The sequence below is a fragment of the Dactylosporangium sp. CA-139114 genome, from assembly GCF_050955725.1.
Taxonomy (GTDB): domain Bacteria; phylum Actinomycetota; class Actinomycetes; order Mycobacteriales; family Micromonosporaceae; genus Dactylosporangium.
Genome location: NZ_CP192080.1, coordinates 5,624,450 through 5,650,563, shown reverse-complemented (window position 1 = coordinate 5,650,563; position 26,114 = coordinate 5,624,450). Strand labels below are relative to the sequence as shown.

The following is a 26,114-nucleotide window of genomic DNA, read 5'->3' as shown; positions in this document are numbered from 1 at the left end:
TTCGCCGACGCCTACCGTGTCTTCCGTGTCCGTTCAGGGAGTCCATGCGCTGGTCAGGCGCGCGCACGAGGCCCGCGTCCTGCGCGTGCTGCGTGAGCACGGTGCCCTGAGCCGCGGCCAGATCGCCACCAAGGTCGGCCTGTCGCGCACCACGCTGTCGGAGATCACCGGCGACCTGCTCTCCCGCGGGGCCGTGGTCGTCGTCGACACCGACGCGGCCAAGCGGGCCGGCTCCGGCCGCCCGGCGGAGCTGCTCACCCTCGACCCGAGCTCGGGGCAGTTCCTCGGCGTGGACCTCGGCCACACCCGGGTCCGCATCGCCGTCGCCGACGCCGCGCACGACATCATCGCGGCCGGGCACGCCGCCTACCCGGCCGAGTCGGGCTGGCAGGAGCGCCTCGCCGCCGCGTTCGCGCTCATCGACCGGGTCGCGGCCCGCACCGGGGTGAGCTTCCGGGCGCTGCAGGGCGTCGGCGTCGGGGTGGCCGGCCCCCGGGCCGCCGCGCCCGAGCTCGCGCAGCCGTTCGGGGAGCGGTTCGCCGCGCCCGTGGTCGTCGACAACAACACGCGCTTCGCGGGGCTGGCCGAGGCCATGACCGACGGGCCCGACGTGCACGACGTGCTGTACGTCCGCCTCTCCGACGGCATCGGCGGCGGCCTCGTCGTCGGCGGGCGGCTCGTCGCCGGCGCGGACGGGGTGGCCGGCGAGTTCGGCCACGTCACCGCGCAGCCCGGCGGCGACCCCTGCCGGTGCGGCAAGCGGGGCTGCCTGGAGACGGTCGCGTCCATCCCGGCGGTCCTGCGCAGCTGCACCCGCCGCGGCGTCCCGGTGGCCACCATCGACGAGTTCGAGGCGGCCCTCGGCCGCGGCGACACGGTCGCGGCCGCCGTGCTCGACGAGGCCGCCGCCGCGGTCGGGCGGGTCGTGGCCATCGCCGCGCTCGTGCTCGACCCGGCGCAGGTCGTCATCGGCGGCCGCCTGCCGCAGAGCGCGCCCGCGTTCGTCCGCCGCGTCGAGGAGATCCTCGCCGGCGAGCTGTGTCCCGTCGGCGGCGCCCGGCCCGCGGTCCGGGCCGCCCGCCTCGGCGACGACGACGGCGCACTCGGCGCCATCGCCGCCCTGTTCCGCCAGTCGCCGCTCCTGGACGGCTACCCCGAGCCCGTCCACTGAGGCGTCGACCACCCCCGCCGCAAGGAGTCAGATGAGCGTGCCCAAAACACGAAAACCCACGCTGCTCGCGTTGAACGTGGCCTCGGCCCTGGCCGGCCTCGGCGTGTGGTGGATCTGGTCGGTGACGGCGCAGAACGTGCCGACCCCGGTCGAGGTCGCCCGGCGCATGGGCGAGCTCTTCGCCGACGGCACCCTCGAGGCCGACATCCTCGCCAGCCTCCAGCGCGTGCTGATCGGCTTCGCGCTCGGCTGCGCGGTGGCGATCCCGGTCGGCTTCCTCATGGGGTGGTACGCCGTCGCCCGAGCCGTGTTCGAGCCGTGGGTGCAGTTCTTCCGCACGGTACCGCCGCTGGCGCTGATCCCGCTCGTCGTGGTGCTGCTGGGCATCGGCGAGGAGCCGAAGATCTTCGTCATCTACGTGGCCGCGTTCCTGTCCTGTGTCATCGCGACCTTCCAGGGCGTCGTCGACGTGGACCGGACCCTGCTCAACGCGGCCCGGGTGCTGGGCGCGCCGACCCGGACCATCTTCGCCCGGGTGGTCGTGCCGGCGTCCATGCCGTACATCCTCGTCGGCATGCGCGTCGGGCTCGGCTCGGCGTGGGGCACCCTCGTCGCCGCCGAGCTGGTCGCCGCGCAGGAGGGCCTCGGATACCGGATGCAGAACGCCCAGATCTACGTCGACCGGCCCACCATCTTCGCCGCGCTCATCTGCATCGGCATCCTCGGCCTGCTCATGGACCGGGTGCTGCTGCTGGTGGAGCGGCGGGCCACGTCCTGGCAGGAGCGCCGATGAGCAAGGACATCGCGATCCGCGGGGTCGCCAAGACCTTCCCGCACAAGGACGGCCGGTTCACCGCGCTCGACGACGTCTCGCTGGACATCGGCGCCAGTGAGTTCGTCGCGATCGTCGGGCCGTCCGGCTGCGGCAAGAGCACGCTGCTCAACATCGTCGCCGGGCTGGAGCAGCCCACCAGCGGCGAGGCGCGGGTCGGTGGCGACGTGGTCACCGGCCCCGGGCCCGACCGCGGCGTCATCTTCCAGCAGTTCGCGCTCTTCCCGTGGCTCACCGTGCGCAAGAACGTCGAGTTCGGGCTGCGCACCGCGGGCGTGCCGAAGGCGCAGCGGCGGGCCCGGGCCGAGCACTTCATCGAGCTCGTCGGGCTCAGCCGGTTCGCCGACGCGCTGCCCAAGACGCTCTCGGGCGGCATGAAGCAGCGCTGCGCCATCGCCCGCGCCTACGCCGTCGACCCGCAGATCCTGCTCATGGACGAGCCGTTCGGCGCGCTGGACTCCCTCACCCGGGTCCGGCTGCAGGAGCAGCTGCTGCAGACGTGGAGCCAGGACCAGCGCACCGTCATGTTCATCACCCACGACGTCGACGAGGCCGTGTTCCTCGCCAACCGCGTCGTGGTCATGGCCGCCAACCCGGGCCGGATCGTCGAGATCGTCGACGTGGACCTGCCCTATCCGCGCACCGAGGACGTCCGCCTCGGTGCGCAGTTCGCCGCGTTGCGCAACCGCGTGTGGAGCGCGGTACACCATCAGGAAGGAACCCCCGCATGACCTCCCGCCGCGCACTCCTGGGCCTGCTCGCCGGCAGCGCCGTGGCCACCTTGGCCGGCTGTGGCAACGACGATTCGAGCACCAGTGGCACCGCCAAGATCACCTTCGGGTACATCGGCGACTACAACGGCAGCAGCCTGCCCGCCATCGCCAACAAGCTCAAGCTCTGGCAGCAGCACGGCCTCGACGCCACGCTGAAGGTCTTCACCACCGGCCCGGTGCAGATCCAGGCGATGCAGACCGGGGACCTCGACTTCGGGTACATCGGCCCGGGCGCCTTCTGGCTCCCGGCGTCCGGCCAGGCGAAGATCATCGCGATCAACACCCTCGGCGGCGCCGACCGGGTCATCGCCCAGCCCGGCATCACCTCCATCGAGCAGCTGCGCGGCAAGAAGGTCGGCGTGCCCGAGGGCACCTCCGGCGACATGATCCTCACCCTCGCCCTGCAGGCCGCGGGCCTGACGAACAAGGACGTCCAGCGCACCCCGATGGACGCGGCCACCCTCACCTCCGCCTTCGCCTCCAAGCAGATCGACGGGGCCGGCTTCTGGTACCCGGCGATCGCCGCCATCAAGAAGACCGTGCCGAACCTGGTCGAGCTGGCCGACGACGACACGTTCAAGGACAAGGTGCAGTTCCCCAACGCCTACATCGCCGGGAACAAGGCCGTCTCCGACAAGCCCGACGTCGTCAAGAAGGTGACCCAGGTGCTGCGCGAGGCCAGCGACTACCGGGTGCAGCACCCGGACGAGGCCGTCGCGGCCGTCGCGGAGCTGACCAAGCAGCCCGCCGACGCGGTCAAGGCCGACGCGGCGCTGAGCAAGGCGATGAGCACCCAGGAGCTGGACCAGCAGACCGCCGACGGCACCGTCGCGAAGTGGCTCACCGGGATGGGCGACTTCTTCGTCAGCGCCGGCAAGCTCAAGGAGAAGGTCGACCCGAAGACGTACTACCTGGGCGAGCAGTGGACGGCCGCGAAGTGAGCTCCCCCCGCAACATCCTGTTCCTCATGACCGACCAGCACCGGGTGGACACGCTCGGCGCCTACGGCAACCCGCTCGCGCGGACCCCGGTGCTGGACGAGCTCGCCCGGACGGGAACCCGGTTCGACCGGTGGTACACCCCGACCGCCATCTGCACCCCGGCGCGGGCGAGCCTGCTCACCGGCCAGGCCCCGTTCCGCCACAAGCTGCTGGCCAACCAGGAGCGCAACGTCGGCTACAGCGAGGACCTGCCCGACGGCACGTGGACGTTCCCGCAGGCGCTGCGCTCGCGCGGGTACAACTGCGGGCTCGTCGGCAAGTGGCACGCCGGCACCGCGAAGACCCCCGCGGACTACGGCCTGGACGGCGTGCACCTCCCGGGCTGGCACAACCCCGTCGACCACCCGGACTACCTCGCCTACCTCGCCGAGCGGGGGCTGCCGCCGTACGAGATCAGCGACCGCATCCGCGGCACCCTGCCCAACGGCCAGCCGGGGAACCTGCTCGCCGCGCGGCTGCACCAGCCGGTCGAGGCCACCTTCGAGCACTATCTGGCCACGCGGACGATCGAGATGCTGCGGTCGTACGCCGAGCAGGGCGCCCCGTTCTTCCTCGCGCTGCACTTCTTCGGGCCGCACCTGCCCTACATCGTGCCCGACGCCTACTTCGACCTGGTCGACCCGTCCACTGTGGAGCTGCCGCGCTCGGTCGCCGAGACGTTCCACGGCAAGCCGCCGGTGCAGCGCAACTACAGCGCCCACTGGACGTTCGACACCATGCCGATCGAGGTGACCCGCAAGCTCATCGCCGTCTACTGGGGCTATGTCACGCTCATCGACGAACAGCTCGGCCGGGTCCTCGCGGCCCTGGCCGAGCTCGGGCTCACCGACGACACCTCGGTGTTCTTCACCTGCGACCACGGCGAGTTCACCGGCGCCCACCGCCTGCACGACAAGGGCCCGGCGATGTACGAGGACATCTACCGCACCCCGGGACTCATCCGGGTCCCGGGTGCCCCGGCCGGCCAGGTCCGCCGCGAGTTCGTCAGCCTCACCGACTGCACCGCGACCATCATGGAGCTGGCCGGCATCCCCGCCGAGGAGCCGGTCGACTCCCGCTCCCTGCTGCCGCTGGTGCGCGGCGAGGAGCCGGACTGGCAGCCCGACGTGGTCGCCGAGTTCCACGGGCACCACTTCCCCTACCCGCAGCGCATGCTGCGCACCGACCGCTACAAGCTGATCGTGAACCCGGACTCGACCAACGAGCTCTACGACCTGCAGCTGGACCGGGACGAGCTGCTCAACGTCTACGAGCTGCCCGAGCACGCGGCGCTGCGCTCGGCCCTGCTGCGGCGGCTGTACTCGCTGCTGCGCGCCCGCGGCGACAACTTCCACCACTGGATGGCCTCGATGTACGACGTCGGCGACCTGACCTACGACCCGACGCTGAGCGGGCTGGACGAGTCCACCTACGCCGGGACCTGACGTGCGGCCCGACATCGTCATGATCCTCACCGACGACCACGCCGCGCACGCGATCTCCGCGTACGGCTCGGTCGTCAACACCACGCCGCGCATCGACGAGATCGCCCGGCTCGGCTGGCGCTTCGAGCACTGCTTCGCCACCAACGCGCTGTGCTCGCCGAGCCGGGCGTCGATCCTCACCGGCACCTACAGCCACGTCAACGGCGTCACCACGCTCGTGACCCCGATCGACGCGAGCCAGCCGACGTTCGTGCGGCTGCTCAAGGAGGCGGGTTACCGCACGGCGATGGTCGGCAAGTGGCACATGGGCGACGGGCCGGGCCACGACCCCGAGCACTTCGACTACTGGGACGTGTTCATCGAGCAGGGGGAGTACCACAACCCGCGGCTGCTGTCCCGCGACGGGCTGCGCACCGTCGAGGGCTACGCCACCGACATCGTCACCGACCTGGCGCTGGACTGGATGTCCACGGTGGACGGGCCCGTGTGCGTGCTCATCTACCACAAGGCGCCGCACCGCCCGTGGGAGCCGCCGGGCGCGGTCGCCGCGGAACCGGTGGCCGTGCCGGCGACCTTCTTCGACGACTACGCCACGCGCTCGTCGTCGGCGCGGCGGGCCGCGATGCGCATCGCCGAGCACCTCAGCCGCGAGGACCTCAAGGCCGACCCGCCGCCCGGGCTGTCCTACGAGGACGAGGCGCTGTGGAAGTACCAACGCTTCATGGCGGACTATCTCGCCTGCGTCGCGTCCGTGGACGCCAACGTCGGACGGGTCGTCGACTGGCTGCGCGAGCGCGGGCGGTTCGCCGACACGCTGCTCATGTACGCCTCCGACCAGGGCTTCTTCCTGGGTGAGCACGGCTGGTTCGACAAGCGGTTCATGTACGAGGAGTCCCTGCGGATGCCGCTGGTGCTGTCCTACCCGCGCCGGTTGGCCGCCGGCGGGGTCTTCGGCGACATCGTGACCAACGTGGACTGGGCGCAGACGATCCTGGACGCGGCCGGCGTCGGGCACCACCCGCGGATGCAGGGCCGCAGCTTCTGGCCGGACCTGCTCGGCAGCCCCGCGGCGCCCCCGGCGAGCGGGATGTACTACCGCTACTGGGAGCACGACGACGTGTTCCACAAGGCCCCCGCGCACTACGGCTACCGCACCGCCACGCACAAGCTCATCTACTTCTACAACGACGGGCTCGGGCTGCCCGGCACCGGGGCGTTCACCTATCCGCCGGAGTGGGAGCTGTACGACCTCGTCGCCGACCCTTCGGAGACGAACAACGTGTACCACGACCCCGCCTACCGGGCCGTGCGCGAGGAGCTGACCGCGGCCATGTGGCGCGAGCAGGCCCGCCTCGGCGACGCCCCGCACCCGAGCCAGCCGCGCCCGGCGGGGGTGTGACGATGTCGTCGTCGTGCTGCCAGCCGCCCGGCCCCGCCCGCGGGTCGCTGCCGGACGCGGTGCCCGGCGGCGGTGCGCCAGGCGGCGGTGTGCACGGCGTTGGTGTGCACGGGATCGAGCAGGTGCCGGTGCCCGCGCAGACGTTCGCGATGGGCGACGCGCACGGCGACGGCGTGCGGCCCGACGGCGAGACCCCGGTGCACCCGGTGGAGCTGGACGCGTTCAGCATCGACGCGACCGCCGTGACCGTGGCCGACTTCGCGCGGTTCGTGGCCGCGACCGGCTACCGCACCGAGGCCGAGACGTTCGGCTACTCGGCCGTGTTCCACCTGTTCGTCGCGGCCGGCGAGGACGACGTCCTGGGCCGGCCGCCGCAGACGCCGTGGTGGCTGGGCGTGCGCGGGGCCGACTGGGCGCACCCGTTCGGCCCGCGGTCCACTGTGGAGGGTGCCGAGGACCACCCGGTCGTGCACGTGTCGTGGAACGACGCCCGGGCCTACTGCGCGTGGACCGGGCGCCGGCTGCCGAGCGAGGCCGAGTGGGAGTGCGCGGCCCGCGGCGGCCTGGAGGGGCTGCGCTACCCGTGGGGCGACACCGCCGACGCGGGCCGGTGCAACATCTGGCAGGGCACGTTCCCGGCGGTGAACACCGCCGAGGACGGGTTCGCGGCCACGTCCCCGGTGCGCACCTACACCCCGAACGCCTACGGGCTGTGGCAGCCGGTCGGCAACGTGTGGGAATGGTGCGCCGACTGGTTCGATCCCGGCTACTACGCCCGCTCCCCGCGCCACGACCCGCGGGGACCCGAGCAGGGCACGGCCCGGGTGCTGCGCGGCGGCTCCTACCTGTGCCACGACTCCTACTGCAACCGGTACCGCAACGCCGCCCGCTCCTCGAACACCCCCGACTCGTCCATGGGCAACGCGGGGTTCCGCACGGTGGCATGATCTCGGGCATGGCCGATCGATTCCTCACGCACCTGCCCATCGGTGAACCGCCCGTGCCGTTCGACGGCGGCATGCCCGGCTGGGAGATCTTCCCGTTCGAGGGGGAGCTGCGGGTCAAGACCCTCGACCCGCCGGTCGTGCCCGAGCCGCCCCGCGACGGCGAGGACGGCCCCGAAACCTGCTTCATCTGCAAGGATCCGCTGGCCCAGACGATCTGGTCGGACGAGCACTGGGTGCTGCGGCACACCGCCGAGCCCAGCGCCGTCCCGGTCGTGGTCCTGCTCTGCCCGCGCGAGCACTACGACTTCGTCGAGCTGCCCGCCGGCCTCGCCGCCGAGCTCGTCCCGCTCCAGCAGCGCATCGAGCGGGCCATCCACGCCCTCGGCGGCGTCGCCCGCGTGCACATCGAGAAGGTCGGCGACGGGGCCCGGCACCTGCACTGGTGGTTCATCGCCCGTCCCGAGGGCCTCACCCAGCTGCGCGGCTCCTGCCTGGTGATGTGGGACGACGTGCTGCCCAAGCAGCCGGTGGAGCAGTGGCGCACGGTCCTGCGCGAGCTCGCGACGCACCTGGCCGAGGGTGGCGGCACGGTCCACTGAGGACGTGGGGCCCGACGACGTCGACGGGCGCCCGCTCGGTGCCTGCAACCTTCCCCGGCGAACGCTTTTTCGGTGCTGGGAGCGTTACCGGCCCCGTGTTGGTTTTCGTGCCGTTCCGGTGGGTGGTGTGCAAAGGCGCGGGGCCGCATCAACCGAACGGGCAAACCCGTGACCGGCGCCACGCCGAGGGTGTCACACAGGCATATCGTGGCAGCGCTAACATCAACATCGGGGGGAGGGACATGCGCGCAACCAGCCACAACCGGGCCGCCGTGATGAACGACGTGGCGCGGCTCGCGGGCGTCTCACATCAGACGGTGTCCCGCGTCCTCAACGACCATCCGAGCGTCAGTCCGGCCACCCGGGAACGGGTGCTCGAGGCCGTGCGGCAGCTCAACTACCGCCCGAACGCGATGGCTCGCGGCCTAGCCGGGCGCCGCTCCCGGGTCGTCGGTGTCGTCTCGTTCGACACCATCCTCTACGGCCCCGCCTCGACCCTGCTCGGCATCGAGCACGCCGCCCGGACCGCCGGATACGGCGTCAGCATCGTGACCCTCGAACGCGTCGACCACGCCGGCATGGTGTCCGCGCTCAACGCGCTCGCCGACCAGTCGGTGGCCGGGGTCGTGGTCATCGCGCCGCAGACCGCCGCGGCCGCCGCCCTGCACAACATGCCGCTGGGCATGGCCGCCGTCGCCGTGGAGTCCGCGGTCGGCGGCGGGGTGCCGGCGATCTCCGTGGACCAGGTGACCGGGGCCCGGATGGCCGTGCGGCACCTGCTCGAGCTCGGCCACGAGAAGGTCTGGCACCTGTCCGGCCCGCGGGACTGGCTCGAGACCCACGGCCGCATCGAGGGCTGGCGCACGACCCTCGAGGAGGCGGGCCTGGCGGCGCCGCCCCTGATGACCGGCGACTGGAGCGCGCGGTCCGGATACACCGCGGGCCTGGAGCTCGCGTCCCGCGACGACGTGACCGCGGTCTTCGCCGGCAACGACCAGATGGCGCTGGGCCTGATGCGGGCGTTCCACGAGCGCGGGATCCGCGTCCCCGACGACGTAAGCATCGTGGGCTTCGACGACATCCCCGAGGCCGAGTTCCTCTCCCCGCCGCTGACCACGATCCGCCAGGACTTCGACGAGGTCGGCCGGCGCTGCATCGCCGCGCTGCTGCGCGTGATCGAGGCCGACCTGCCGGAGGGCCCGGACCGCCCGTCCCCGGACCCGAGGGTGGCGCCGACCCTGATCGTCCGGGCCAGCACCGCGCCACCGCGAGCCGGACGGTAACCGGACACTCGCACACCGTGACTCGGACCGAGATCGGTTAGGTCGCATGGTGTACGGTGAATCAAGCGGAACGCCACCGGAGCCGCGGTTGCGCCATCGTCTCACGGCGCCGCACTGCTCGTTCGGCGGCGCGTCGGTCTCATGGCGTCGCGTTGGTCTCATAGCGGCGCGCGTTGGTCTCGCGGCGCCGCGTTGGCCGAGGCCCGCACCACGAGATGCGGTGAAAGGTACACGGGCCCGGGGTTCGCGACCGCCGCCCCGGCCAGCTGCGCCACGAGCAGCTCGACGCTGCGCCGGCCCAGCTCCGCGAAGTCCTGGTGGATCGTGGTCAGCGGCGGCAGGAAGAACCCCGACTCGGGCGTGTCGTCGAAGCCGACCACGCTCACCCGGGCCGGCACGGACCGCCCGGCCTCGTGGAACGCCCGCAGCACCCCCAGCGCGATGTGATCGTTGCCGCAGAACACCGCGGTCACCCGGGCGTCCGCGGCCAGGCGCTGCCCCCGCAGATACCCCGACCGCGCGCTCCAGTCGCCCGGCTCGATCGGCGGCACCGGCGCCCCCGCCGCGTGCAGGGTCTGCCGCCACCCGTCGATACGGTCCCGCGCCTCGGGCCAGTCCGCCGGCCCCGGCACGTGGTGCACGGTCTCGTGCCCGAGCTCGAGCAGATGGCTCGTCGCCAGGCACGCGCCGCGCACGTTGTCCACGCGCAGCATCGGCACGAACCCGTCGTCCGCGCCGCCCACCCCCACCGCCGGCGTCCCCGCCGGCACCTGCGTCAACGCGTCGGCGACCGAGTTCTTCGGCGCGATCGCGATGATGCCCTCCACCGCCTGCGCGCACAGCTGCTCGACCGCGTCGAGCACCGCATGGCGCTCCAGCGAGCGCACGGTCGCGATGCTCACGTAGTACCCGGCCTCGCGCGCGGCCTTCTCGATGCCGTAGATCATCGACGCCGGGCCGGCCAGCGTGGTCTCGAAGCCGATCAGGCCGATCGTGCGCGAGCGGGACGTGACCAGCGTGCGCGCGGCCAGGTTGCGGCGGTAGTTGAGCACCCGCACGGCGTCCAGCACCCGCTGCCGCGTCGCCGCGCTCACGTTCGGCAGGTCGTTCAGCACCCGCGACACGGTCTGATGCGACACGCCCGCCAGCCGGGCCACGTCACGCATGCCGACCCTGCGCAACGGCGGCTCGACCGCGTCCACGTCCGGCCCCAGGTGAGAGTGCGCGACGGGGCCGGGCCGGCCACGGTCCGGCCCGATGACAGCTGCAGCCACGGAGTGTCTCCTTCCGGCAACATCTCGGCCGCCGCTACTTGACGCCCGGGATGAGAACGCTAACACTCTCGAAATACAACCGCGACGGCCAATGCAATAGGGCCGCACGCGGCCTCAGGTCACCGCCAAACACCCCTGGCGTGTGGCCATCTGCCTGTAGATGTGAACGTTCACGCTATCTCCGAAGGGACAGACGCAGTGCTGAAGAGATGGTCCGCCGCCGTGGTCGGTGGTGTGCTCCTGCTCGGCGCGCTCGGTGCGTGCGGCGGGGAGAAGAGCGACGATGCCGGCAGCGGCACCGCGCCCAAGGGCGACAAGAAGATCGTGATGGGCTTCGCGCAGGTCGGCGCCGAGAGCGGGTGGCGCACGGCGAACACCAAGTCGATCCAGGAAGCCGCCGCGGCCGCCGGCATCGACCTGAAGTTCTCCGACGCGCAGCAGAAGCAGGAGAACCAGATCAAGGCCATCCGCAGCTACATCGCGCAGAAGGTCGACGTCATCGCGTTCTCGCCGGTCGTCGAGTCCGGCTGGGACACGGTGCTCAAGGAGGCCAAGGACGCGAAGATCCCGGTCATCCTGACCGACCGCGCGGTGGACTCCAAGGACACCTCGCTCTACAAGACCTTCCTCGGCTCGGACTTCGTCGTCGAGGGCAAGAAGGCCGGCGACTGGCTGGTCAAGGAGTACCAGGGCAAGACCGACCCGGTGAACATCGTCGAGCTGCAGGGCACGACGGGCTCGGCCCCGGCCAACGACCGCAAGGCGGGCTTCGCCGACGCGATCAAGGCGGCCCCGAACATGAAGATCATCGCGTCGCAGACCGGTGACTTCACGCGGGCCAAGGGCAAGGAGGTCATGGAGGCGTTCCTCAAGGCCAACCCGAAGATCGACGTGCTGTACGCCCACAACGACGACATGGCCCTGGGCGCCATCGAGGCGATCGAGGCGGCCGGCAAGAAGCCCGGCACCGACATCAAGATCATCTCGGTCGACGCGGTGAAGGACGGCATGACCGCCCTGGCCGCCGGGAAGATCAACCACATCGTCGAGTGCTCCCCGCTGCTCGGCCCTCAGCTGATGGACCTCGCCAAGAAGGTCGTCAAGGGCGAGACCGTCGAGCCGCGCATCCTCACGGTGGAGACCGAGTTCACGCCGGAGCAGGCCAAGGCCGCCCTCCCCGACCGCAAGTACTGACCGAAGAGCGCTGACTGAACCATGCTGACCATGACCGGCATCACCAAGCAGTTCCCGGGTGTCATGGCCCTGCAGGACGTGGACTTCCGCCTGTTGCCAGGCGAGGTCCACGCCCTCATGGGCGAGAACGGCGCCGGGAAGTCCACCCTGATCAAGGTGCTCACGGGGGTCTACAGCAACGACGCGGGCGAGATCGTCCTCGACGGCACCCCGGTGAGCTTCACCGGGCCGCTGCAGGCCACCCAGGCCGGCATCAGCACGGTCTACCAGGAGGTCAACCTCTGCCCCAACCTCTCGGTCGCCGAGAACATCTTCATCGGCCGGGAGCCCCGCACCTTCGGCCACATCCGCTGGGGCACCATGCGCAGGCGGGCGACCGACCTGCTGCACCGCCTCGAGCTCGACATCGACGTCTCGGCGCCGCTGTCCGAGTTCTCGCTCGCGGTGCAGCAGATGGTCGCCATCGCCCGCGCCATCGACGTCGAGGCCAAGGTCCTCGTGCTGGACGAGCCCACCTCCAGCCTCGACGCCGGCGAGGTCAACCAGCTGTTCCGCGTCATGCGCCAGCTCAAGGGCGAGGGCATGGCGATCGTGTTCGTGTCGCACTTCCTCGACCAGGTCTACGAGATCTGCGACCGGATGACGATCCTGCGCAACGGGCGGCTGGTCGGCGAGCACGTCGTGGCCGACCTGCCCCAGCTCGAGCTCGTCAGCCTCATGATCGGCAAGGACCTGGCCATCCTCGAGCGCCTCGAGGACCAGCCCAAGCGCCGCCTCGACAACGCCGAGCCGGTCGTCGCGGCCGAGCACCTGGGCCGGGCCGGGGCCATCGCGCCCTTCAACCTGACCATCCACAAGGGAGAGGTCGTCGGGCTCGCCGGGCTGCTCGGCTCCGGGCGCACCGAGGCCGCGCGGCTGTTCTTCGGCGCCGACCGGGCCGACAGCGGCACGCTCACCATCGACGGCAAGCCGGTCGCCATGCACGGGCCGCGCACCGCGATGCAGCACGACATCGCGTTCTGCTCCGAGAACCGGCGCACCGAGGGCCTGGTCGAGGAGCTGTCCGTCCGCGAGAACATCGTCCTGGCCCTGCAGGCCGCGCGCGGCTGGTCCCGCCCGCTGTCCAAGCAGCGCAAGGACGAGCTCGTGGACAAGTACGTCAAGGCCCTCGACATCCGCCCGGCCAACCCCGACCTGCCCGTGCGGAACCTCAGCGGCGGCAACCAGCAGAAGGTCCTGCTGGCCCGCTGGCTCATCACCGAACCGCGGCTGCTCATCCTCGACGAGCCCACCCGCGGCATCGACGTCGGCGCCAAGACCGAGATCCAGCGCCTGGTCACCGAGCTCTCCGACGGGGGCATGGCGGTGCTGTTCATCTCGGCCGAGCTCGAGGAGGTGCTCCGCCTGAGCCACAAGATCGCGGTCCTGCGCGACCGGAAGGTGGTGGCGGAGCTGCCCAACACCGACGACGTCGACACCGACCGCCTGATGGCCGCCATCGCCGAAGGAGGAGGTGGTACCGCATGAAGCGCTTCACCTGGCCGCTCGCCGTGCTCGTCGTGCTGCTCGTCACGAACGTCATCCACACGCACACGTTCTTCAACGTCGAGCTGCGGGGCGGCCACCTGTACGGCAGCCTCATCGACATCCTGCGCTCCTCCGCCCCGCTGGCCCTGGTCGCGCTCGGCATGACCCTCGTCATCGCCACCGGCGGCATCGACCTGTCCGTCGGTGCCGTCGTGGCCATCGCCGGCGCCATCGCGTGCCTGCGCATCAGCGACCTCGGCGACCAGGGCAGCGTCGCGGGGGTGCTCGCCGCCGTCGGCGTCGCGATCGCGCTCGCGCTGGTGCTCGGGGTGTGGAACGGGTTCCTGGTCGCGACCATCGGCATCCAGCCGATCATCGCCACCCTGATCCTCATGGTCGCCGGGCGCGGCCTCGCCCAGCTCATCACCGACGGGCAGATCATCACCGTCAACAGCGGGCCGTACAAGATGATCGGCGCCGGCTACTGGCTCGCCCTGCCGCTGTGCGTGCTCATCGCCGCCGCGGTCATCGCCCTGGCCGCGGTGCTCGTGCGCCGCTCCGCGCTCGGCATGCTGCTGGAGGCGGTCGGCGGCAACGCCGAGGCGTCCCGGCTGGCCGGCATCAAGTCGCGCTGGCTGATCCTCGGCGTCTACGTCTTCGCCGCGGTCTGCGCCGCCGTCGCCGGCCTGATGATCAGCTCCAACGTGTCCAGCGCCGACGGCAACAACGCCGGCCTGCTCATCGAGCTCGACGCCATCCTCGCCGTGGTCATCGGCGGCACGTCGCTGTCCGGCGGCCGGTTCTCCATCGCCGGCACGGTCCTCGGCGCCGTCATCATCAAGACCCTCGACATCACCATCTACACCATCGGCGTGCCGCCCGAGGTGACGCTGCTGTTCAAGGCGATCGTCGTCATCGTGCTGTGCCTGGCGCAGTCGCCGAAGTTCCGCACGGTGTTCAAGGCCGGGTACCGGCGCCGCCGTTCGGTCCCGGTCGCGGCGCGGGCCGAGGAGAAGGTGCAGGTGCGCGCATGACCACTGTGGACACCCCCGGACGCTCGGTCGGCCGGGTCGCGGGCAACTGGCTGCGCAAACCGGTGATGGCGACGGCGATCCTGCTGTGCGTCATGTACGGCGCGGGCGTGGTGCGCTACGACGGCTTCGACGACACCCAGATCGTGCTGAACGTCTTCATCGACAACGCGTTCCTGCTCGTGGTCGCGGTCGGCATGACCTTCGTGATCCTCACCGGCGGCATCGACCTGTCCGTCGGCGCGGTCGTCGCCCTCACCACGATGATCGCCGCGTCGCTGCTGGAGAAGGGCGTCAACCCCGGCCTCGTGATCCTGGTCGTGCTCGCCGTCGGCGGCATCATCGGCCTCGGCATGGGTGCGATCATCCACTTCTTCGACATCCAGCCGTTCATCGCGACCCTGGCCGGCATGTTCCTGGCCCGCGGCACCTGCTACGTGATCAGCACCGACTCGATCCCGATCACGAACGAGTGGTGGAACACCATCGCCTCGGACAAGCTGCGCTTCGGCGGCTTCCACATCGGCTGGAGCGTCGTCGTCTCCGCGCTGGTGGTCGCGGTCGCCGCCTACGTGCTGGCCTACACCCGCTTCGGGCGCAACGTCTACGCCCTCGGCGGCAACCAGCAGTCGGCCCTGCTCATGGGCCTGCCCGTCGGGCGCACCCGGATCGGCGTCTACACCATCAGCGGGCTGTGCTCCGCCCTCGGCGGGGTGCTGCTCACCTTCTACACCCCGTCCGGCTACGGCCTCAACGCGCTGGGCATGGAGCTCGACGCGATCGCGGCGGTCGTCATCGGCGGCACGGTGCTCACCGGCGGCTCCGGGTTCGTGCTCGGCACGGTGCTCGGCGTCGGCGTCCTCGGACTCATCCAGACCATCATCACGTTCCAGGGCACCCTCAGCTCCTGGTGGACCAAGATCGTCATCGGCGCGCTGCTCTTCGTCTTCATCGTGCTGCAGCGGACGGTGACCAGGAAACAGAGCGCGCGGAGAACCAGATGACCCAATACGTAGTCGGCGTCGACTTCGGCACCCTGTCCGGACGCGCCCTCGTGGTCCGGGCGGACGACGGGGCCGAGGTCGCCACGGCCGTCCACGAGTACCGGCACGGCGCCGTGGAGCGCACGCTGCCGGCGACCGGGGACCCCCTCCCTCCACATTGGGCACTGCAGATGCCGTCGGACTGGGTCGACGTGCTGCGCACCGCCGTCCCGCAGGCGGTCGCCGAGGCCGGCATCGACCCCGCCGACGTCGTCGGCATCGCGACCGACTTCACCGCGTGCACCTTCCTGCCCACGCTCGCCGACGGCACCCCGCTGTGCGAGCTGCTGCCGGCCGAGCGCCACGCCTACCCGAAGCTGTGGAAGCACCACGCGGCGCAGGGCCAGGCCGACCGGATCAACGCGCTCGCCCACGAGCGCGGCGAGCCGTGGATCGGCCGGTACGGCGGCAAGCTCTCCTCGGAATGGCAGCTGGCCAAGGCGCTGCAGACGCTGGAGGAGGCGCCGGAGGTCTACGCGCGCGCCGAGCGGTTCATCGAGGCCACGGACTGGATCGTCTGGCAGCTCGCCGGGGTCGAGACGCGCAACGCCGGCCTGGCCGGGTACAAGGGCGTCCTGCAGGACGGCGCCTACCCGTCGAAGGCGTTCCTCGAGGCGCTGCACCCCGCGTTCGGCGACTGGGTGTCCAAGGTGGACGGTCCGCTCGCCCCGATCGGCGGGCGGGCCGGCTCGCTCACCGAGCAGGCCGCGGCCTGGACAGGGCTGCCGGCCGGCATCGCGGTCGCCGTGGGCAACGTCGACGCCCACGTGACGGCGCCGGCCGCCAAGGCCGTCGAGCCCGGCCGGCTCGTCGCCATCATGGGCACCTCGACCTGCCACGTGATGAGCGGCGCGGAGCTCGCCGACGTGCCCGGCATGTGCGGCGTCGTGCAGGACGGCATCATCCCCGGCCTGTGGGGCTACGAGGCCGGCCAGTCCGGCGTCGGCGACATTTTCGGGTGGTACGTCGAGACGCTCCTCGGTGGCGCCCTCACCCACGAGCAGCTCACCGACCGCGCCGCCGCCCAGCGCCCCGGCGAGCACGGGCTCGTGGCCCTCGACTGGCACAACGGCAACCGTTCGGTCCTCGTCGACCACGGCCTGTCCGGGGTCATCGTCGGCCAGACGCTGCACACCCGGCCCGAGGACATCTACCGGGCGCTGGTCGAGGCCACCGCCTTCGGCACGCGAACGATCGTCATGGCGCTGGAGGCGGCCGGGGTCCCGGTGACCGAGTTCATCGCCGCCGGCGGGCTGCTCAAGAACCGTTTTCTCATGCAGGTGTACTCCGACGTGCTGCGCCGACCGATCTCCGTCATCGGCTCGGAGCAGGGCCCGGCGCTCGGCTCCGCCCTGCACGCCGCCGTCGCCGCGGGCGTCTACCCGGACATCCGGGCCGCGGCCGAGGCGATGGGCAAGGTCGAGCGGGACGTGTACGTGCCCGACGAGGCCGCCGCCGACGTCTACGACCGGCTCTACGCCGAGTATCTGGCTCTGCACGACTACTTCGGAAGGGGAACCAACGACGTGCTGCACCGGCTGCGGACGCTGCGGGAAGAGGTCGCCCGGTGAGCACCGTCGACACGCTGCGGGCGGAGGTATGCGCCCTGCACGCCGAGCTCACCCGCTGGGGCCTGGTCACGTGGACCGCGGGCAACGTCTCGGCCCGCGTGCCGGGGGAGGACCTGCTCGTCATCAAGCCCTCCGGCGTCTCCTACGACGAGCTGACCCCGGCCACCATGGTCGTGTGTGACCTCAAGGGCAAGCTGGTCGACGGCGAGCACTCGCCGTCGTCGGACACCGAGGCGCACGCCTACGTCTACCGCAACATGCCCGAGGTCGGGGGAGTGGTGCACACCCACAGCCCCTACGCGACCGCCTGGGCCGCCCGCGGCGAGCCGATCCCGTGCTCCATCACCGCGATGGGCGACGAGTTCGGCGGCGACATCCCGGTCGGGCCGTTCGCGCTCATCGGCTCCGACGCCATCGGCCGCGGCATCGTCGAGACGCTGCAGGGGCACCGCTCGCCGGCGGTCCTGATGCGCCAGCACGGGCCGTTCACCATCGGCAGAACCGCCAAGGCCGCCGTCAAGGCGGCCGTCATGTGCGAGGACGTGGCCCGCACCATGCACTTCGCCCGGCAGCTCGGGGAGGTCGACCGGCTGCCCGCGCACGCCGTGGACTCCCTGTACGACCGCTACCAGAACGTATACGGCCAGAAAGGCGCACGATGACGCACGAGATTTGGTTCCTCACCGGCAGCCAGGGACTCTACGGACCGGAGACCCTGCAGCAGGTGGCGTCGCAGTCGCGCCAGATCGCCGCGGCCCTGGACGAGTCGCCGGCCATCGGCCCGCGGGTGGTGTGGAAGCCGGTGCTCACCTCGGCCGGCGACATCCTGCGGGTGTGCCTGGAGGCCGGCACCGACCCGAACGTGGTCGGCGTCGTCGCGTGGATGCACACGTTCTCCCCGGCGAAGATGTGGATCGCCGGCCTCGACGCGCTGCGCACCCCGCTGCTGCACCTGCACACGCAGGCCAACGTCGCGCTGCCCTGGGCCGAGATCGACATGGACTTCATGAACCTCAACCAGGCCGCCCACGGCGACCGTGAGTTCGGGTACATCCAGTCCCGCCTCGGCGTCGCCCGCAAGACCGTGGCCGGGCACGTGTCCGACCCGCGCGTGGCCCAGCGCATCGGGGCCTGGGCCCGCGCCGCGACCGGCTACGCCGAGATGCGCTCGCTCAAGCTCGTCCGCTTCGGCGACAACATGCGCGACGTGGCCGTGACCGAGGGCGACAAGGTCGAGGCCCAGCTGCGCTTCGGCGTCTCCGTGAACACCTACGGCGTCAACGACCTCGTCGCGGCGGTCGACGCCACCCTGGACGCCGACGTGGACCGGCTCGTGAAGGAGTACGCCGACACCTACCGCGTCGCCGCCGCCCTGCTCGGCGACCGCGCGGACGCGCTGCGCTACGCCGCCCGCATCGAGCTGGGCCTGCGCGCGTTCCTCGAGGCCGGCGGATACAAGGCCTTCACGACGAACTTCGAGGACCTCGGCGGCCTGCGGCAGCTGCCGGGCCTGGCCGTGCAGCGCCTGATGGCCGACGGCTACGGCTTCGGCGGCGAGGGCGACTGGAAGACCTCCGTGCTCGTGCGCACCCTCAAGGCGATGGCCCCCGGCGGCGGGACGTCGTTCATGGAGGACTACACGTACGACCTCACGCCCGGCAACGAGGTCATCCTCGGCGCGCACATGCTCGAGGTGTGCCCGTCGATCGCCGCGGACACCCCGTCGTGCGAGATCCACCCGCTCGGCATCGGCGGCCGCGAGGACCCGGTCCGCCTCGTCTTCGACGCCGCCGCCGGCCCCGCGGTCGTGCTCGGCCTCGCCGACCTGGGCGAACGGTTCCGCCTGGTGGCCAACGAGATCGAGGTCGTCCCGCCCTCGGCGCCGCTGCCGAAGCTGCCGGTCGCCCGCGCGGTGTGGAAGCCGGCTCCCGACCTGGCGACGTCGGCGGAGTCGTGGCTGACGGCGGGCGGCCCGCACCACACGGTGCTGTCGCAGGCGGTCGGGGTGGAGGAGCTGCACGACCTCGCGGAGATGGTCGGCACGGAGCTGCTGGTGATCGACGGGGACACCACGCCGCGGCAGTTCGCCAAGGAGGTCCGGTGGAACGCGGCGTACTACCGGTTGGCTCGCGGCTTCTGAGCGGCGGTCTTCGAGCCCGGGCTTCCCGCCACTTCCCGGATTCGGCTGACGGGTGGCGGCTTGTTCCTGGCTAGTCCCTGTGTCGCCGGCGTGGTTGGTTGGTGGCTTGGCGGCCCGGTGTCGCCGGCGTGGTTGGTTTGTGGCTTGGCGGCCCGGTGTCGCCGGCGTGGTTGGTTTGTGGCTTGGCGGCCCGGTGTCGCCGGCGTGGTTGGTTTGTGGCTTGGCGGCCCGGTGTCGCCGGCGTGGTTGGTTTGTGGCTTGGCGGCCCGGTGTCGCCGGCGTGGTTGGTTTGTGGCTTGGCGGCCCGGTGTCGCCGGCGTGGTTGGTTTGTGGCTTGGCGGCCCTGTGCCGCCGGGGTGGTTGGTTTGGGGCTCGGCGGCCCTATGTGGCCCGGCGGCGCATCCGGTCGCCGGGCCCCGTCCGGTGGGCGGATGCGCCGACCTCCTCGGCCGTCCGCAGCCGACGGTCCCTCCGGCCGGCGGCCCCGTCGGCACTGCGCGCGTTCTGCGCGTCCCGTTCGGGCGTGTCAGCCGCGGCCGGACGCTTGGTGCAGCCGCCGGCCCCCTGCGTTGCCGGCCACGCCCGCACCGTCCGCGCTCGCCACCTAACCGTCAGTGCGGCGCATCGCCTGCCGGGCCGCGTTCAGGTGCCGCGCCTTCGCGGTCACCGCGTGCTGACGACGGGGCGTGCCCTTGATCCGCACTCCGTCATACGTCATGAAGAACGACCACGCGACGATGAGCACGAGCGGGGCGCCGATCGTGCCCAGGAACAGCAGCCAGCCCGGAGGCCCCTCCAAGCTTGAGGGGACGGACTCGTCACGGACGGGCGCATTGACGAAATACACCACCGTGGCGATGAACGCGGCAAGCGCCGCGACCGCGACGACCGCCGCGAGCGCCCGGACCAGCATGCGCCGCCCGACGCTGGCGACGGTGAGCGGCAACTTCTCGCCGCACGCCCCGCACTTCTGCTCGGCCTCGATGCTGCCACGGGGCGGCCGGCGCACCTTGATCGGGAACGCGTGGAAGCGGGTCAGCCTGTAGCGGCCTCGCACGAGATTGCCGCCGTACTCCCGGTCGACGACGTGCACGAGCGCCGAGCGCTGCGGAAAACCGGGCTTCTGCCCTGACATGCTGCCGAATCGTACCCGCGAGTGGCTAGTAGGCGATACAGGACAGCGGGCCCCCGACCTCCGTGTTCCGCTCGTGCACGGTCCCGCCCTGGCGCTCGTGACCGCCTCCTCGGCTGCGGCGTCGCCGAGGCGGTGCGCATCGGGCTGGAGGCCGCCGGGGGCAAGCTGATGCCACCCGGGACTGAACCGCAACACACCGCGCGGCTCGCACGAACCGTCTGCACTCGTTGTGGCCGCGCGTGGTCGACGGCCGATCGCAAGCACCTGGCCGCCGCGTTCGAGGCTGCCGACGTCGACTATGCGCATGGATTGGCCTCGTACCGGCTGCCGAGGAACAGTTGCCGCTCTCCGTGGTCGCCGTTCCGCGACGACGAAGCTCCTCGACCGCCTCTACGACGGCCCGCCGTTTCGCGACGGCTGCGGTTGCGCGACGGCCCGCCGTTCCGGGAGGGCCGTGGCTTTCGCGAGCGCCGTGGTTTCGCGACGGCCGCCGTTCCGCCAGGGCCGCGGCTTCGTGAGGGCCGCGGTTTCGCGACGGCCGCCGTTCCGCGAGGGCCGCGGTTTCGCGACGGCCGCGATTTCGCGCCAGCCCCGTCTGCCATGCGACGTCGGTGCCGCGCTGTTTGCTATGCGACGTCCCGGTGCGGTGCCGTCCGTCATGGCCACGGTTCCACCACGACCGCGATCTGCCGCAGACGGCCGCCGCCCGCCACTCATTGGTCGCACCCGTTGCTCGCAGTCACCGCGGCACTGTCGGTCGCCCTCCGTAGCCGCGGTCACCGCGCCACCATTGTCGCCACCCGTTACCCGCGATCACCGCGTCACCATTGGCCGCCGCCCGTTACCCGCAGTCACCGCGCCGCCGTCGGGCTTCACCCGTTGCCGCAGCCCTCCGGCGTCCGCAGGCACCCGTCGTGGCCACCGTCGGCCTGCGCCGTCACGGAGCGGAGTCGAGGCCCGAATTATCGTCGGGTGATTGCAGGTAATCGGTAATCCAGTAATTCGCCAATCCGGCCGCCGGCGTACGACCCAGTGAGAGGACCGGCCCGCGGCTACTCGTCGCCCATCTCGGCGACCTCGGTGATCCAGGTCCGGGCCGCGGTCGGCAGCTGCGACGCGCCCTTCGCGTACGTGGCGATACCCGTCATCAGCCCCGGCCACAGCGACCCCCGCCACCGCCCGCCGAACGGCTGCAGCAGTACCAGCCGGCGACCGTTCCACCAGCCGTGCGTCTCGGTGCCGGCGGCACCACGCACAGTCACGTGCGTGTCGGGGAAGTCGCGCAGGAGGTCGAGCACGAGCAGCGTGGTACGCCGCGGGTCCTTCGACGTGTCCACGAGCACGCCGCCCGCGTCGGAGCGCTGGACGGTACCGACCGACTCCGGAATCGCATCGACCGCGTCATCGAACGCAGAGCGCACGAGCAGCTCCCCGGCGTCGGCGGCGATGCCCTCCGCGCTGAACTCCGTGCCGAGCACGTCGCCCGCAAGCCCGGCGGCGTAGCGCGCGACGAGCTCGGCCGGCGGGTCGGAGTCGAGCCGCACCTGCGCGCGCAACTCCTCGAATCCGCCGAGCGGTGACAGCAGGTGACCGTGATGTACCGCTGCGATGCCCACCGTCGCGAGTGCCGCCTGCTCGCCCGCGAACGCCTCGTCGTCGGCGGCGATGAGCGAGTCCAGCCCGGCCGCCACGAGCGGAGTCCAGTCCTGCGGCGCGGGCCACAGCCCGGCGGCGGCGAGCACGAGCACGATCCGGAACGCGGCCAGCCGCGGCGGCAACGGCCAGCCCGCGGCGGCCCCGCCGAGCCGCAGCACCTGCTGCCGCAGGCGCTCGATCTGCCCGGAGTCCATGCCCATGACCGCGATCGCGAGCTCGTCGGCGGCGTCCACGGCCGCCCGTCCGAACGCGAAGTCGAGCAGCGCCGGGCCGACGATGGCGCGCAGCCGCTCCTCCTCGGCGGCGCGACGCTCGGCCGCGGGCACCCCGTGGCGCGGGGTGCGGCCGGACGCGAGCTGCGCGACCGCGGCGAAGAGCGCCTCGAGGTCCGCGGCGTCACCGAACACGTTCGCCAAGTCCCGCATCTCCAGCGGCGACGGGTGCGTGTAGCGGGTCACGGCCACGGCCACGTCGCTGACCACGGCGGTCCCGAGCTGCGTGCCGTCCGCGGCGCCAACCTGCGCCGACCGGCCCGCGAGCCGAGCGCCCTCCGCCATGTACGTGTGCAGCCGCCCCTCCGCCCCCGTCCACGGCAGCTTCACCGACGTCTCACCGGCGGTGACCACCAGCCCGTCGGGCGCCGTCGAACCGGCCGCGACCAGGCTCGCCTCGACCCGATCGGCGTGCACACGCAGCGCAAGCACCCGCGCCGCGGCGGGCGGGACCGATTCGGGCGTGCGCACAGCGAGCGATGCATCACTGATAGCGACATCGCGTGTCTCCCGCTCGTCCAGCAGCGACTCGGTCACCTCCAGCAGCAGCGCGAGCTCGCAGTTGCCGCCCGGGTCGGCCGCCGTCACCAGCAGGGACTCCGGCGTGCACTCCAGGCCACCGGTGACGAGCACGCCGGTATCGCCGGTCCACCACTCGACAACCCCGGCGCCGCGGTACCGCCCGTCCGTCGTCGTCTGCAGCAGCACCTCGCCGGTCTCGTCGAAGCCGCCGACCTCGTCGAGCGCGGCGGTCAGCCCCGAAATGTCGCACCGCACGCCGGACGGCACCAGCAGGCGCACCTGCAACGCGCGCACCGCGCGGGCGATCTCGCCGAACGCGCGCCCGGCCGGGTCGAACGCGTTCGCCGCGATGCCGAGCCGGTCCGCGCCCGCGGCGAACGGCAGCTGCTCCACGATCGGCACCTGGTCGTTGGCGAGCAGCAGCGGCTCGTCGGCCTCCGCGGCGTGCGGCCGGGCCGTGAGCAGCGCCGCGACCGCCTCGAGGCGCTCCACCCCGACGGGCTCGATCCACAGCAGGCCGGGCAGGCGCCGCAGCCAGTCCGCGAGATCCGTGATCAGCGTCGGTACCGTCGCGCCGTCCGCCACCAGATGCGTCCACACCTCCGCATCGCGCCCCCAGCCGCCGGGCGTGGCGTCGCCGGAGCCGATCGACACGGTGGCCGCGCTCGGTGACGCCGCGATGATGATCCGGGCACGGAATGTGCCCCCGGAGCGGCACACCACGGGGACGGGCAGCACCTCGCGTACCGCCGCCACTCCGTCACCCACCGTGGCCCCCGCGCCCGCGTCGAACAGCACGGTGGTCCGGGCGCCGGCCGCTCGCGCCTGCCGCAGGCAGGCCTCGGCGAAGTCGAGATCCGCCGAGCTGGTCAGCACGAGCACTTCCTCGGCGCCGCTCAGCAGCGGCGCGGGCGTCTGCGGGCTGTCGGCCGAGGCCGTCCACGCCGGGCCAGCTGTCAGCAACCTTCGGCTCCCTTCGGCGGCAACACCGCTGTCACATATACCTTGACGCAATGACCGTCCGCATCAGGCACATCACGATCGACTGCGCCGACCCGTACCGCTTGTCTCTCTTCTGGAGCGCGGTCACCGGATATCAGGAGGCTCCGAACGATCCCAATCTGCCCACGCATGATCAGGCGCTCATCCTCGCCCCGGACGGCTCTGCCGGCCTGCTGTTCATTCGCGTCCCCGAGCCCAAGAGCGTCAAGAACCGCATCCACTTCGATGTGCAGCCGCTGGACGCGAGCCGCGACGAGGAGGTGGAGCGCGTGCTTGCCCTGGGCGCCTCTCAAGTCGACGATTTCAGACGTCCAGACGGTACCGGCTGGGTCACGCTCGCTGATCCTGAGGGCAACGAGTTCTGCATCGAGCGCTCGGCTGCTGAGCGCGCGGAGTAGCGCTTCAGTCACTCCTGGCTCACGTACCCGTCGCCATACTCTCAAGGCGCTCCCCGGTCACTGCGGGTGACCGGCGCGTCGCCCGAGACGGCGCCGGTCCTGGACCAGGGTGCCGCTCCGCTCTGGGTGCGATTGGTGGCAGGCGGCCGGTGGTGTGGAGCTGGCTCGTGCTCCGCACGGGTAGCCACCGGCTCGCGCTCCACACCGGTAGTCACCCGATCGTGCGCACTTGTAGTCGGTGACTCGGCCGAACGTGGCCGGCGGCGTGCATACGGCACGGCAGTGTGCACGCTGCACGACAGTGTGTATGCGGCACGCAGTGTGCACGGTGCACGGCAGCGTCACGCTCCACGACAGTGTGCACGCTGCACGACAGTGTGCACGCTGCACAGTGTGCACACTGTTGGCGGCCAGTGACGCGTCGTGAGCTTTGGTGTGCGAGGCGATTGACGGTGCGCGGGTGGCTGCATGTGTTCGGACGTCGCCCACCGTGGTCGCAAAGCGACCGGAGAACGGGCCGTGGCCGCGAGCCGCCATGGCCAGCATTCCCTGGCACCCAAGCGGCGACGGCAGGCGGCGACGTGCCTGGCCCGCTCGCTGCCGACCGCCCAGCCGACGCCGAGGTCATCTTCTTGGCCGAGGCCACCTCAGCACCAGGCTGGGCCAGCGCGGTAGCAGGCCGCGGCCAGCGCGGCAGCACGCCGGCGCCACCGCTGCAACAGACGGTGGCCAGCGCGGCAGCAGGCCGGGGCCACCGCAGCAGCAGACCGTGGCCAACGCGGCGGCAGGCCGGCGTCGCCGCAGCAGCAGACCGTGGCCAGCGCGGCGGTAGGCCGGCGCCGCCGCAGCAGTGGACCGTGACCGGCGCGGCAGCAGGCCGAGGCCGGCGAAGGCGGCCGCGAGCTCGTGAGAAGGGACCCGGCGCGGCTGCCCGGCGACTCACGGTGACGACAGCCACGAGCCGCGACGCCCAGGCGAACCCCAAGCGCACGGTGACCACTCGGCCACGACATAGCGCCGCGTGCTTGCGATGCGCGCACGAGCGGCGGACCATGCTGCCATGCAGCGGGAAGAACTCGCCCTCACCGGCGGTGGCGGCGTCCGGATCGTGTACGACGCGTGGCAGCCCGAGGCCGGCGCGACCGGAGTCGTGGTGCTCGCCCACGGGATGGGGGAGCACGCACGCCGGTACGACCACGTCGTGGAGCGGCTCGGGGACCTCGGCCTCGCCGTGTACGCGCCCGATCACCGTGGGCACGGACGCTCCGAGGGCAAGCGGCTGCTGGCGCGGAGTATCAGCGAGTACACACGAGATCTGCATGTGCTCTTCAACGAGGTGCGGGGCCGCCATCCCGGGCAGGTGCCGTTCCTGATCGGGCACAGCATGGGTGCCATGATCGCGCTCGCGTACGCGCTGGACCACCAGGCTGACCTGCGCGGATTGGTGCTGTCCGGCACGCCCGTGCTACCGGGCAAGGGCATTGCGAAGCCCGCCATCGCGGTCGCGAAGGTCCTCGGCCGCATCGCGCCCGGCACGCCGGTGCAGACGCTGCCCTCGAAGCTGATCTCGAAGGACCCGGCGGTGGTCGCGAAGTACGACGCGGACCCGCTCGTGCACCACGGCAAGGTCCCGGCCGGCCTCGGCGGCGCGATGCTCACGCAGATGGCCGTCTTCCAGCGCCGCCTGCCCGAGCTGACGCTGCCCACGCTCGTGCTGCACGGCTCCGAGGACGGCCTGGTCGACGCCGAGTCGAGCCGCCTGATCGCCGAGCGTGCGGGCGCGGACGACCTGACGCTACACCTCTACGAGGGCCTGCACCACGAGGTCTACAACGAGCCCGAGCGGGATCGCGTGCTCAATGACCTGATCGGGTGGCTCCGAGCCCATTGAGGAAGGTTTCGTACCTCCCGTGCGTTGAC

General features: G+C 71.7%; 21 protein-coding genes. 18 read left to right on the top strand and 3 right to left on the bottom strand.

The window, feature by feature from the left end:
- The first annotated feature begins 25 nt into the window (after positions 1 to 25).
- The 9 genes from ACQP2P_RS24770 (at position 26) to ACQP2P_RS24730 (ending at position 9,429) form a co-directional block, all read left to right on the top strand.
- Positions 26 to 1,171, top strand: a complete 1,146-nt coding sequence (locus ACQP2P_RS24770) for an ROK family transcriptional regulator (RefSeq protein ID WP_433604485.1) — start codon at positions 26 to 28, stop codon at positions 1,169 to 1,171.
- 31 nt (positions 1,172 to 1,202) lie between these two features.
- The gene (locus ACQP2P_RS24765; protein WP_433604483.1) at positions 1,203 to 1,964 is read left to right on the top strand and encodes an ABC transporter permease; all 762 of its coding nucleotides are present in this window, start codon (positions 1,203 to 1,205) and stop codon (positions 1,962 to 1,964) included.
- Positions 1,961 to 2,734 (top strand): ABC transporter ATP-binding protein, encoded by a 774-nt coding sequence (locus ACQP2P_RS24760; protein WP_433604481.1) that lies wholly within the window; start codon positions 1,961 to 1,963, stop codon positions 2,732 to 2,734. The genes ACQP2P_RS24765 and ACQP2P_RS24760 overlap by 4 nt, the downstream gene beginning before the upstream one ends.
- Positions 2,731 to 3,717, top strand: coding sequence for an aliphatic sulfonate ABC transporter substrate-binding protein (locus ACQP2P_RS24755; RefSeq protein ID WP_433604478.1), 987 nt, complete (start codon positions 2,731 to 2,733; stop codon positions 3,715 to 3,717). Before ACQP2P_RS24760 ends, ACQP2P_RS24755 begins: the two co-directional genes overlap by 4 nt.
- 26 nt (positions 3,718 to 3,743) lie before the next feature.
- On the top strand, positions 3,744 to 5,201 hold the full coding sequence (locus tag ACQP2P_RS24750; protein ID WP_433604476.1) for a sulfatase-like hydrolase/transferase: 1,458 nt from the start codon (positions 3,744 to 3,746) through the stop codon (positions 5,199 to 5,201).
- 1 nt (position 5,202) lies between these two features.
- Positions 5,203 to 6,600, top strand: coding sequence for a sulfatase family protein (locus ACQP2P_RS24745; RefSeq protein ID WP_433604474.1), 1,398 nt, complete (start codon positions 5,203 to 5,205; stop codon positions 6,598 to 6,600).
- Between the two features lie 2 nt (positions 6,601 to 6,602).
- Positions 6,603 to 7,547, top strand: a complete 945-nt coding sequence (locus tag ACQP2P_RS24740; protein ID WP_433604472.1) for a formylglycine-generating enzyme family protein — start codon at positions 6,603 to 6,605, stop codon at positions 7,545 to 7,547.
- An 8-nt stretch (positions 7,548 to 7,555) separates the two neighbouring features.
- Positions 7,556 to 8,146: an HIT family protein gene (locus tag ACQP2P_RS24735; protein WP_433604470.1), complete on the top strand. Its 591-nt coding sequence runs from the start codon at positions 7,556 to 7,558 to the stop codon at positions 8,144 to 8,146.
- A gap of 242 nt (positions 8,147 to 8,388) precedes the next feature.
- Positions 8,389 to 9,429, top strand: a complete 1,041-nt coding sequence (locus tag ACQP2P_RS24730) for a LacI family DNA-binding transcriptional regulator (RefSeq protein ID WP_433604468.1) — start codon at positions 8,389 to 8,391, stop codon at positions 9,427 to 9,429.
- Between the two features lie 158 nt (positions 9,430 to 9,587).
- On the opposite strand, the gene ACQP2P_RS24725 is transcribed toward ACQP2P_RS24730, so the two are convergent.
- Positions 9,588 to 10,595 carry a LacI family DNA-binding transcriptional regulator gene (locus ACQP2P_RS24725; RefSeq protein ID WP_433619247.1) on the bottom strand — a complete coding sequence of 336 codons (1,008 nt, stop codon included), beginning with the start codon at positions 10,593 to 10,595 and terminating at the stop codon, positions 9,588 to 9,590.
- A gap of 306 nt (positions 10,596 to 10,901) precedes the next feature.
- Between ACQP2P_RS24725 and ACQP2P_RS24720 the strand changes: the two genes are divergently transcribed.
- From ACQP2P_RS24720 to araA, 7 genes are read left to right on the top strand one after another with little or no spacing between them, the layout of a single operon-like run.
- On the top strand, positions 10,902 to 11,897 hold the full coding sequence (locus ACQP2P_RS24720; protein ID WP_433604466.1) for an ABC transporter substrate-binding protein: 996 nt from the start codon (positions 10,902 to 10,904) through the stop codon (positions 11,895 to 11,897).
- 21 nt (positions 11,898 to 11,918) lie between these two features.
- Positions 11,919 to 13,424 carry a sugar ABC transporter ATP-binding protein gene (locus ACQP2P_RS24715; RefSeq protein WP_433604464.1) on the top strand — a complete coding sequence of 502 codons (1,506 nt, stop codon included), beginning with the start codon at positions 11,919 to 11,921 and terminating at the stop codon, positions 13,422 to 13,424.
- Positions 13,421 to 14,458, top strand: a complete 1,038-nt coding sequence (locus tag ACQP2P_RS24710) for an ABC transporter permease (protein ID WP_433604461.1) — start codon at positions 13,421 to 13,423, stop codon at positions 14,456 to 14,458. Before ACQP2P_RS24715 ends, ACQP2P_RS24710 begins: the two co-directional genes overlap by 4 nt.
- On the top strand, positions 14,455 to 15,459 hold the full coding sequence (yjfF, locus tag ACQP2P_RS24705) for a galactofuranose ABC transporter, permease protein YjfF (RefSeq protein ID WP_433604459.1): 1,005 nt from the start codon (positions 14,455 to 14,457) through the stop codon (positions 15,457 to 15,459). The genes ACQP2P_RS24710 and yjfF overlap by 4 nt, the downstream gene beginning before the upstream one ends.
- On the top strand, positions 15,456 to 17,069 hold the full coding sequence (locus ACQP2P_RS24700) for a ribulokinase (protein ID WP_433604457.1): 1,614 nt from the start codon (positions 15,456 to 15,458) through the stop codon (positions 17,067 to 17,069). Before yjfF ends, ACQP2P_RS24700 begins: the two co-directional genes overlap by 4 nt.
- Entirely contained in the window at positions 17,066 to 17,731 is a 666-nt protein-coding gene (locus ACQP2P_RS24695) for an L-ribulose-5-phosphate 4-epimerase (RefSeq protein ID WP_433604455.1), read from the top strand. The genes ACQP2P_RS24700 and ACQP2P_RS24695 overlap by 4 nt, the downstream gene beginning before the upstream one ends.
- Complete coding sequence (gene araA, locus ACQP2P_RS24690) at positions 17,728 to 19,209, top strand: L-arabinose isomerase (protein ID WP_433604453.1); 1,482 nt, start codon at positions 17,728 to 17,730, stop codon at positions 19,207 to 19,209. The genes ACQP2P_RS24695 and araA overlap by 4 nt, the downstream gene beginning before the upstream one ends.
- A gap of 604 nt (positions 19,210 to 19,813) precedes the next feature.
- Here araA and ACQP2P_RS24685 read toward each other — a convergent pair.
- Positions 19,814 to 20,344: a hypothetical protein gene (locus ACQP2P_RS24685; protein WP_433604451.1), complete on the bottom strand. Its 531-nt coding sequence runs from the start codon at positions 20,342 to 20,344 to the stop codon at positions 19,814 to 19,816.
- Positions 20,345 to 21,396: 1,052 nt separating this feature from the next.
- The gene (locus ACQP2P_RS24680; protein WP_433604449.1) at positions 21,397 to 23,757 is read right to left on the bottom strand and encodes a hypothetical protein; all 2,361 of its coding nucleotides are present in this window, start codon (positions 23,755 to 23,757) and stop codon (positions 21,397 to 21,399) included.
- Positions 23,758 to 23,807: 50 nt separating this feature from the next.
- Between ACQP2P_RS24680 and ACQP2P_RS24675 the strand changes: the two genes are divergently transcribed.
- Complete coding sequence (locus ACQP2P_RS24675; RefSeq protein ID WP_433604447.1) at positions 23,808 to 24,194, top strand: VOC family protein; 387 nt, start codon at positions 23,808 to 23,810, stop codon at positions 24,192 to 24,194.
- Between the two features lie 1,060 nt (positions 24,195 to 25,254).
- Positions 25,255 to 26,085 (top strand): alpha/beta hydrolase, encoded by an 831-nt coding sequence (locus ACQP2P_RS24670; protein ID WP_433604445.1) that lies wholly within the window; start codon positions 25,255 to 25,257, stop codon positions 26,083 to 26,085.
- Positions 26,086 to 26,114: the final 29 nt, after the last annotated feature.

Bases quoted from the DNA above. Each gene is read 5' to 3' on its own strand.
- ACQP2P_RS24765 (WP_433604483.1), top strand. From the start codon at position 1,203: ATGAGCGTGCCCAAAACACGAAAACCCACGCTGCTCGCGTTGAACGTG.
- ACQP2P_RS24760 (WP_433604481.1), top strand. From the start codon at position 1,961: ATGAGCAAGGACATCGCGATCCGCGGGGTCGCCAAGACCTTCCCGCAC.
- ACQP2P_RS24755 (WP_433604478.1), top strand. From the start codon at position 2,731: ATGACCTCCCGCCGCGCACTCCTGGGCCTGCTCGCCGGCAGCGCCGTG.
- ACQP2P_RS24750 (WP_433604476.1), top strand. From the start codon at position 3,744: ATGACCGACCAGCACCGGGTGGACACGCTCGGCGCCTACGGCAACCCG.
- ACQP2P_RS24740 (WP_433604472.1), top strand. From the start codon at position 6,603: ATGTCGTCGTCGTGCTGCCAGCCGCCCGGCCCCGCCCGCGGGTCGCTG.
- ACQP2P_RS24735 (WP_433604470.1), top strand. From the start codon at position 7,556: ATGGCCGATCGATTCCTCACGCACCTGCCCATCGGTGAACCGCCCGTG.
- ACQP2P_RS24730 (WP_433604468.1), top strand. From the start codon at position 8,389: ATGCGCGCAACCAGCCACAACCGGGCCGCCGTGATGAACGACGTGGCG.
- ACQP2P_RS24725 (WP_433619247.1), bottom strand. From the start codon at position 10,595: ATGCGTGACGTGGCCCGGCTGGCGGGCGTGTCGCATCAGACCGTGTCG.
- ACQP2P_RS24715 (WP_433604464.1), top strand. From the start codon at position 11,919: ATGCTGACCATGACCGGCATCACCAAGCAGTTCCCGGGTGTCATGGCC.
- ACQP2P_RS24710 (WP_433604461.1), top strand. From the start codon at position 13,421: ATGAAGCGCTTCACCTGGCCGCTCGCCGTGCTCGTCGTGCTGCTCGTC.
- yjfF (WP_433604459.1), top strand. From the start codon at position 14,455: ATGACCACTGTGGACACCCCCGGACGCTCGGTCGGCCGGGTCGCGGGC.
- ACQP2P_RS24700 (WP_433604457.1), top strand. From the start codon at position 15,456: ATGACCCAATACGTAGTCGGCGTCGACTTCGGCACCCTGTCCGGACGC.
- araA (WP_433604453.1), top strand. From the start codon at position 17,728: ATGACGCACGAGATTTGGTTCCTCACCGGCAGCCAGGGACTCTACGGA.
- ACQP2P_RS24685 (WP_433604451.1), bottom strand. From the start codon at position 20,344: ATGTCAGGGCAGAAGCCCGGTTTTCCGCAGCGCTCGGCGCTCGTGCAC.
- ACQP2P_RS24675 (WP_433604447.1), top strand. From the start codon at position 23,808: ATGACCGTCCGCATCAGGCACATCACGATCGACTGCGCCGACCCGTAC.
- ACQP2P_RS24670 (WP_433604445.1), top strand. From the start codon at position 25,255: ATGCAGCGGGAAGAACTCGCCCTCACCGGCGGTGGCGGCGTCCGGATC.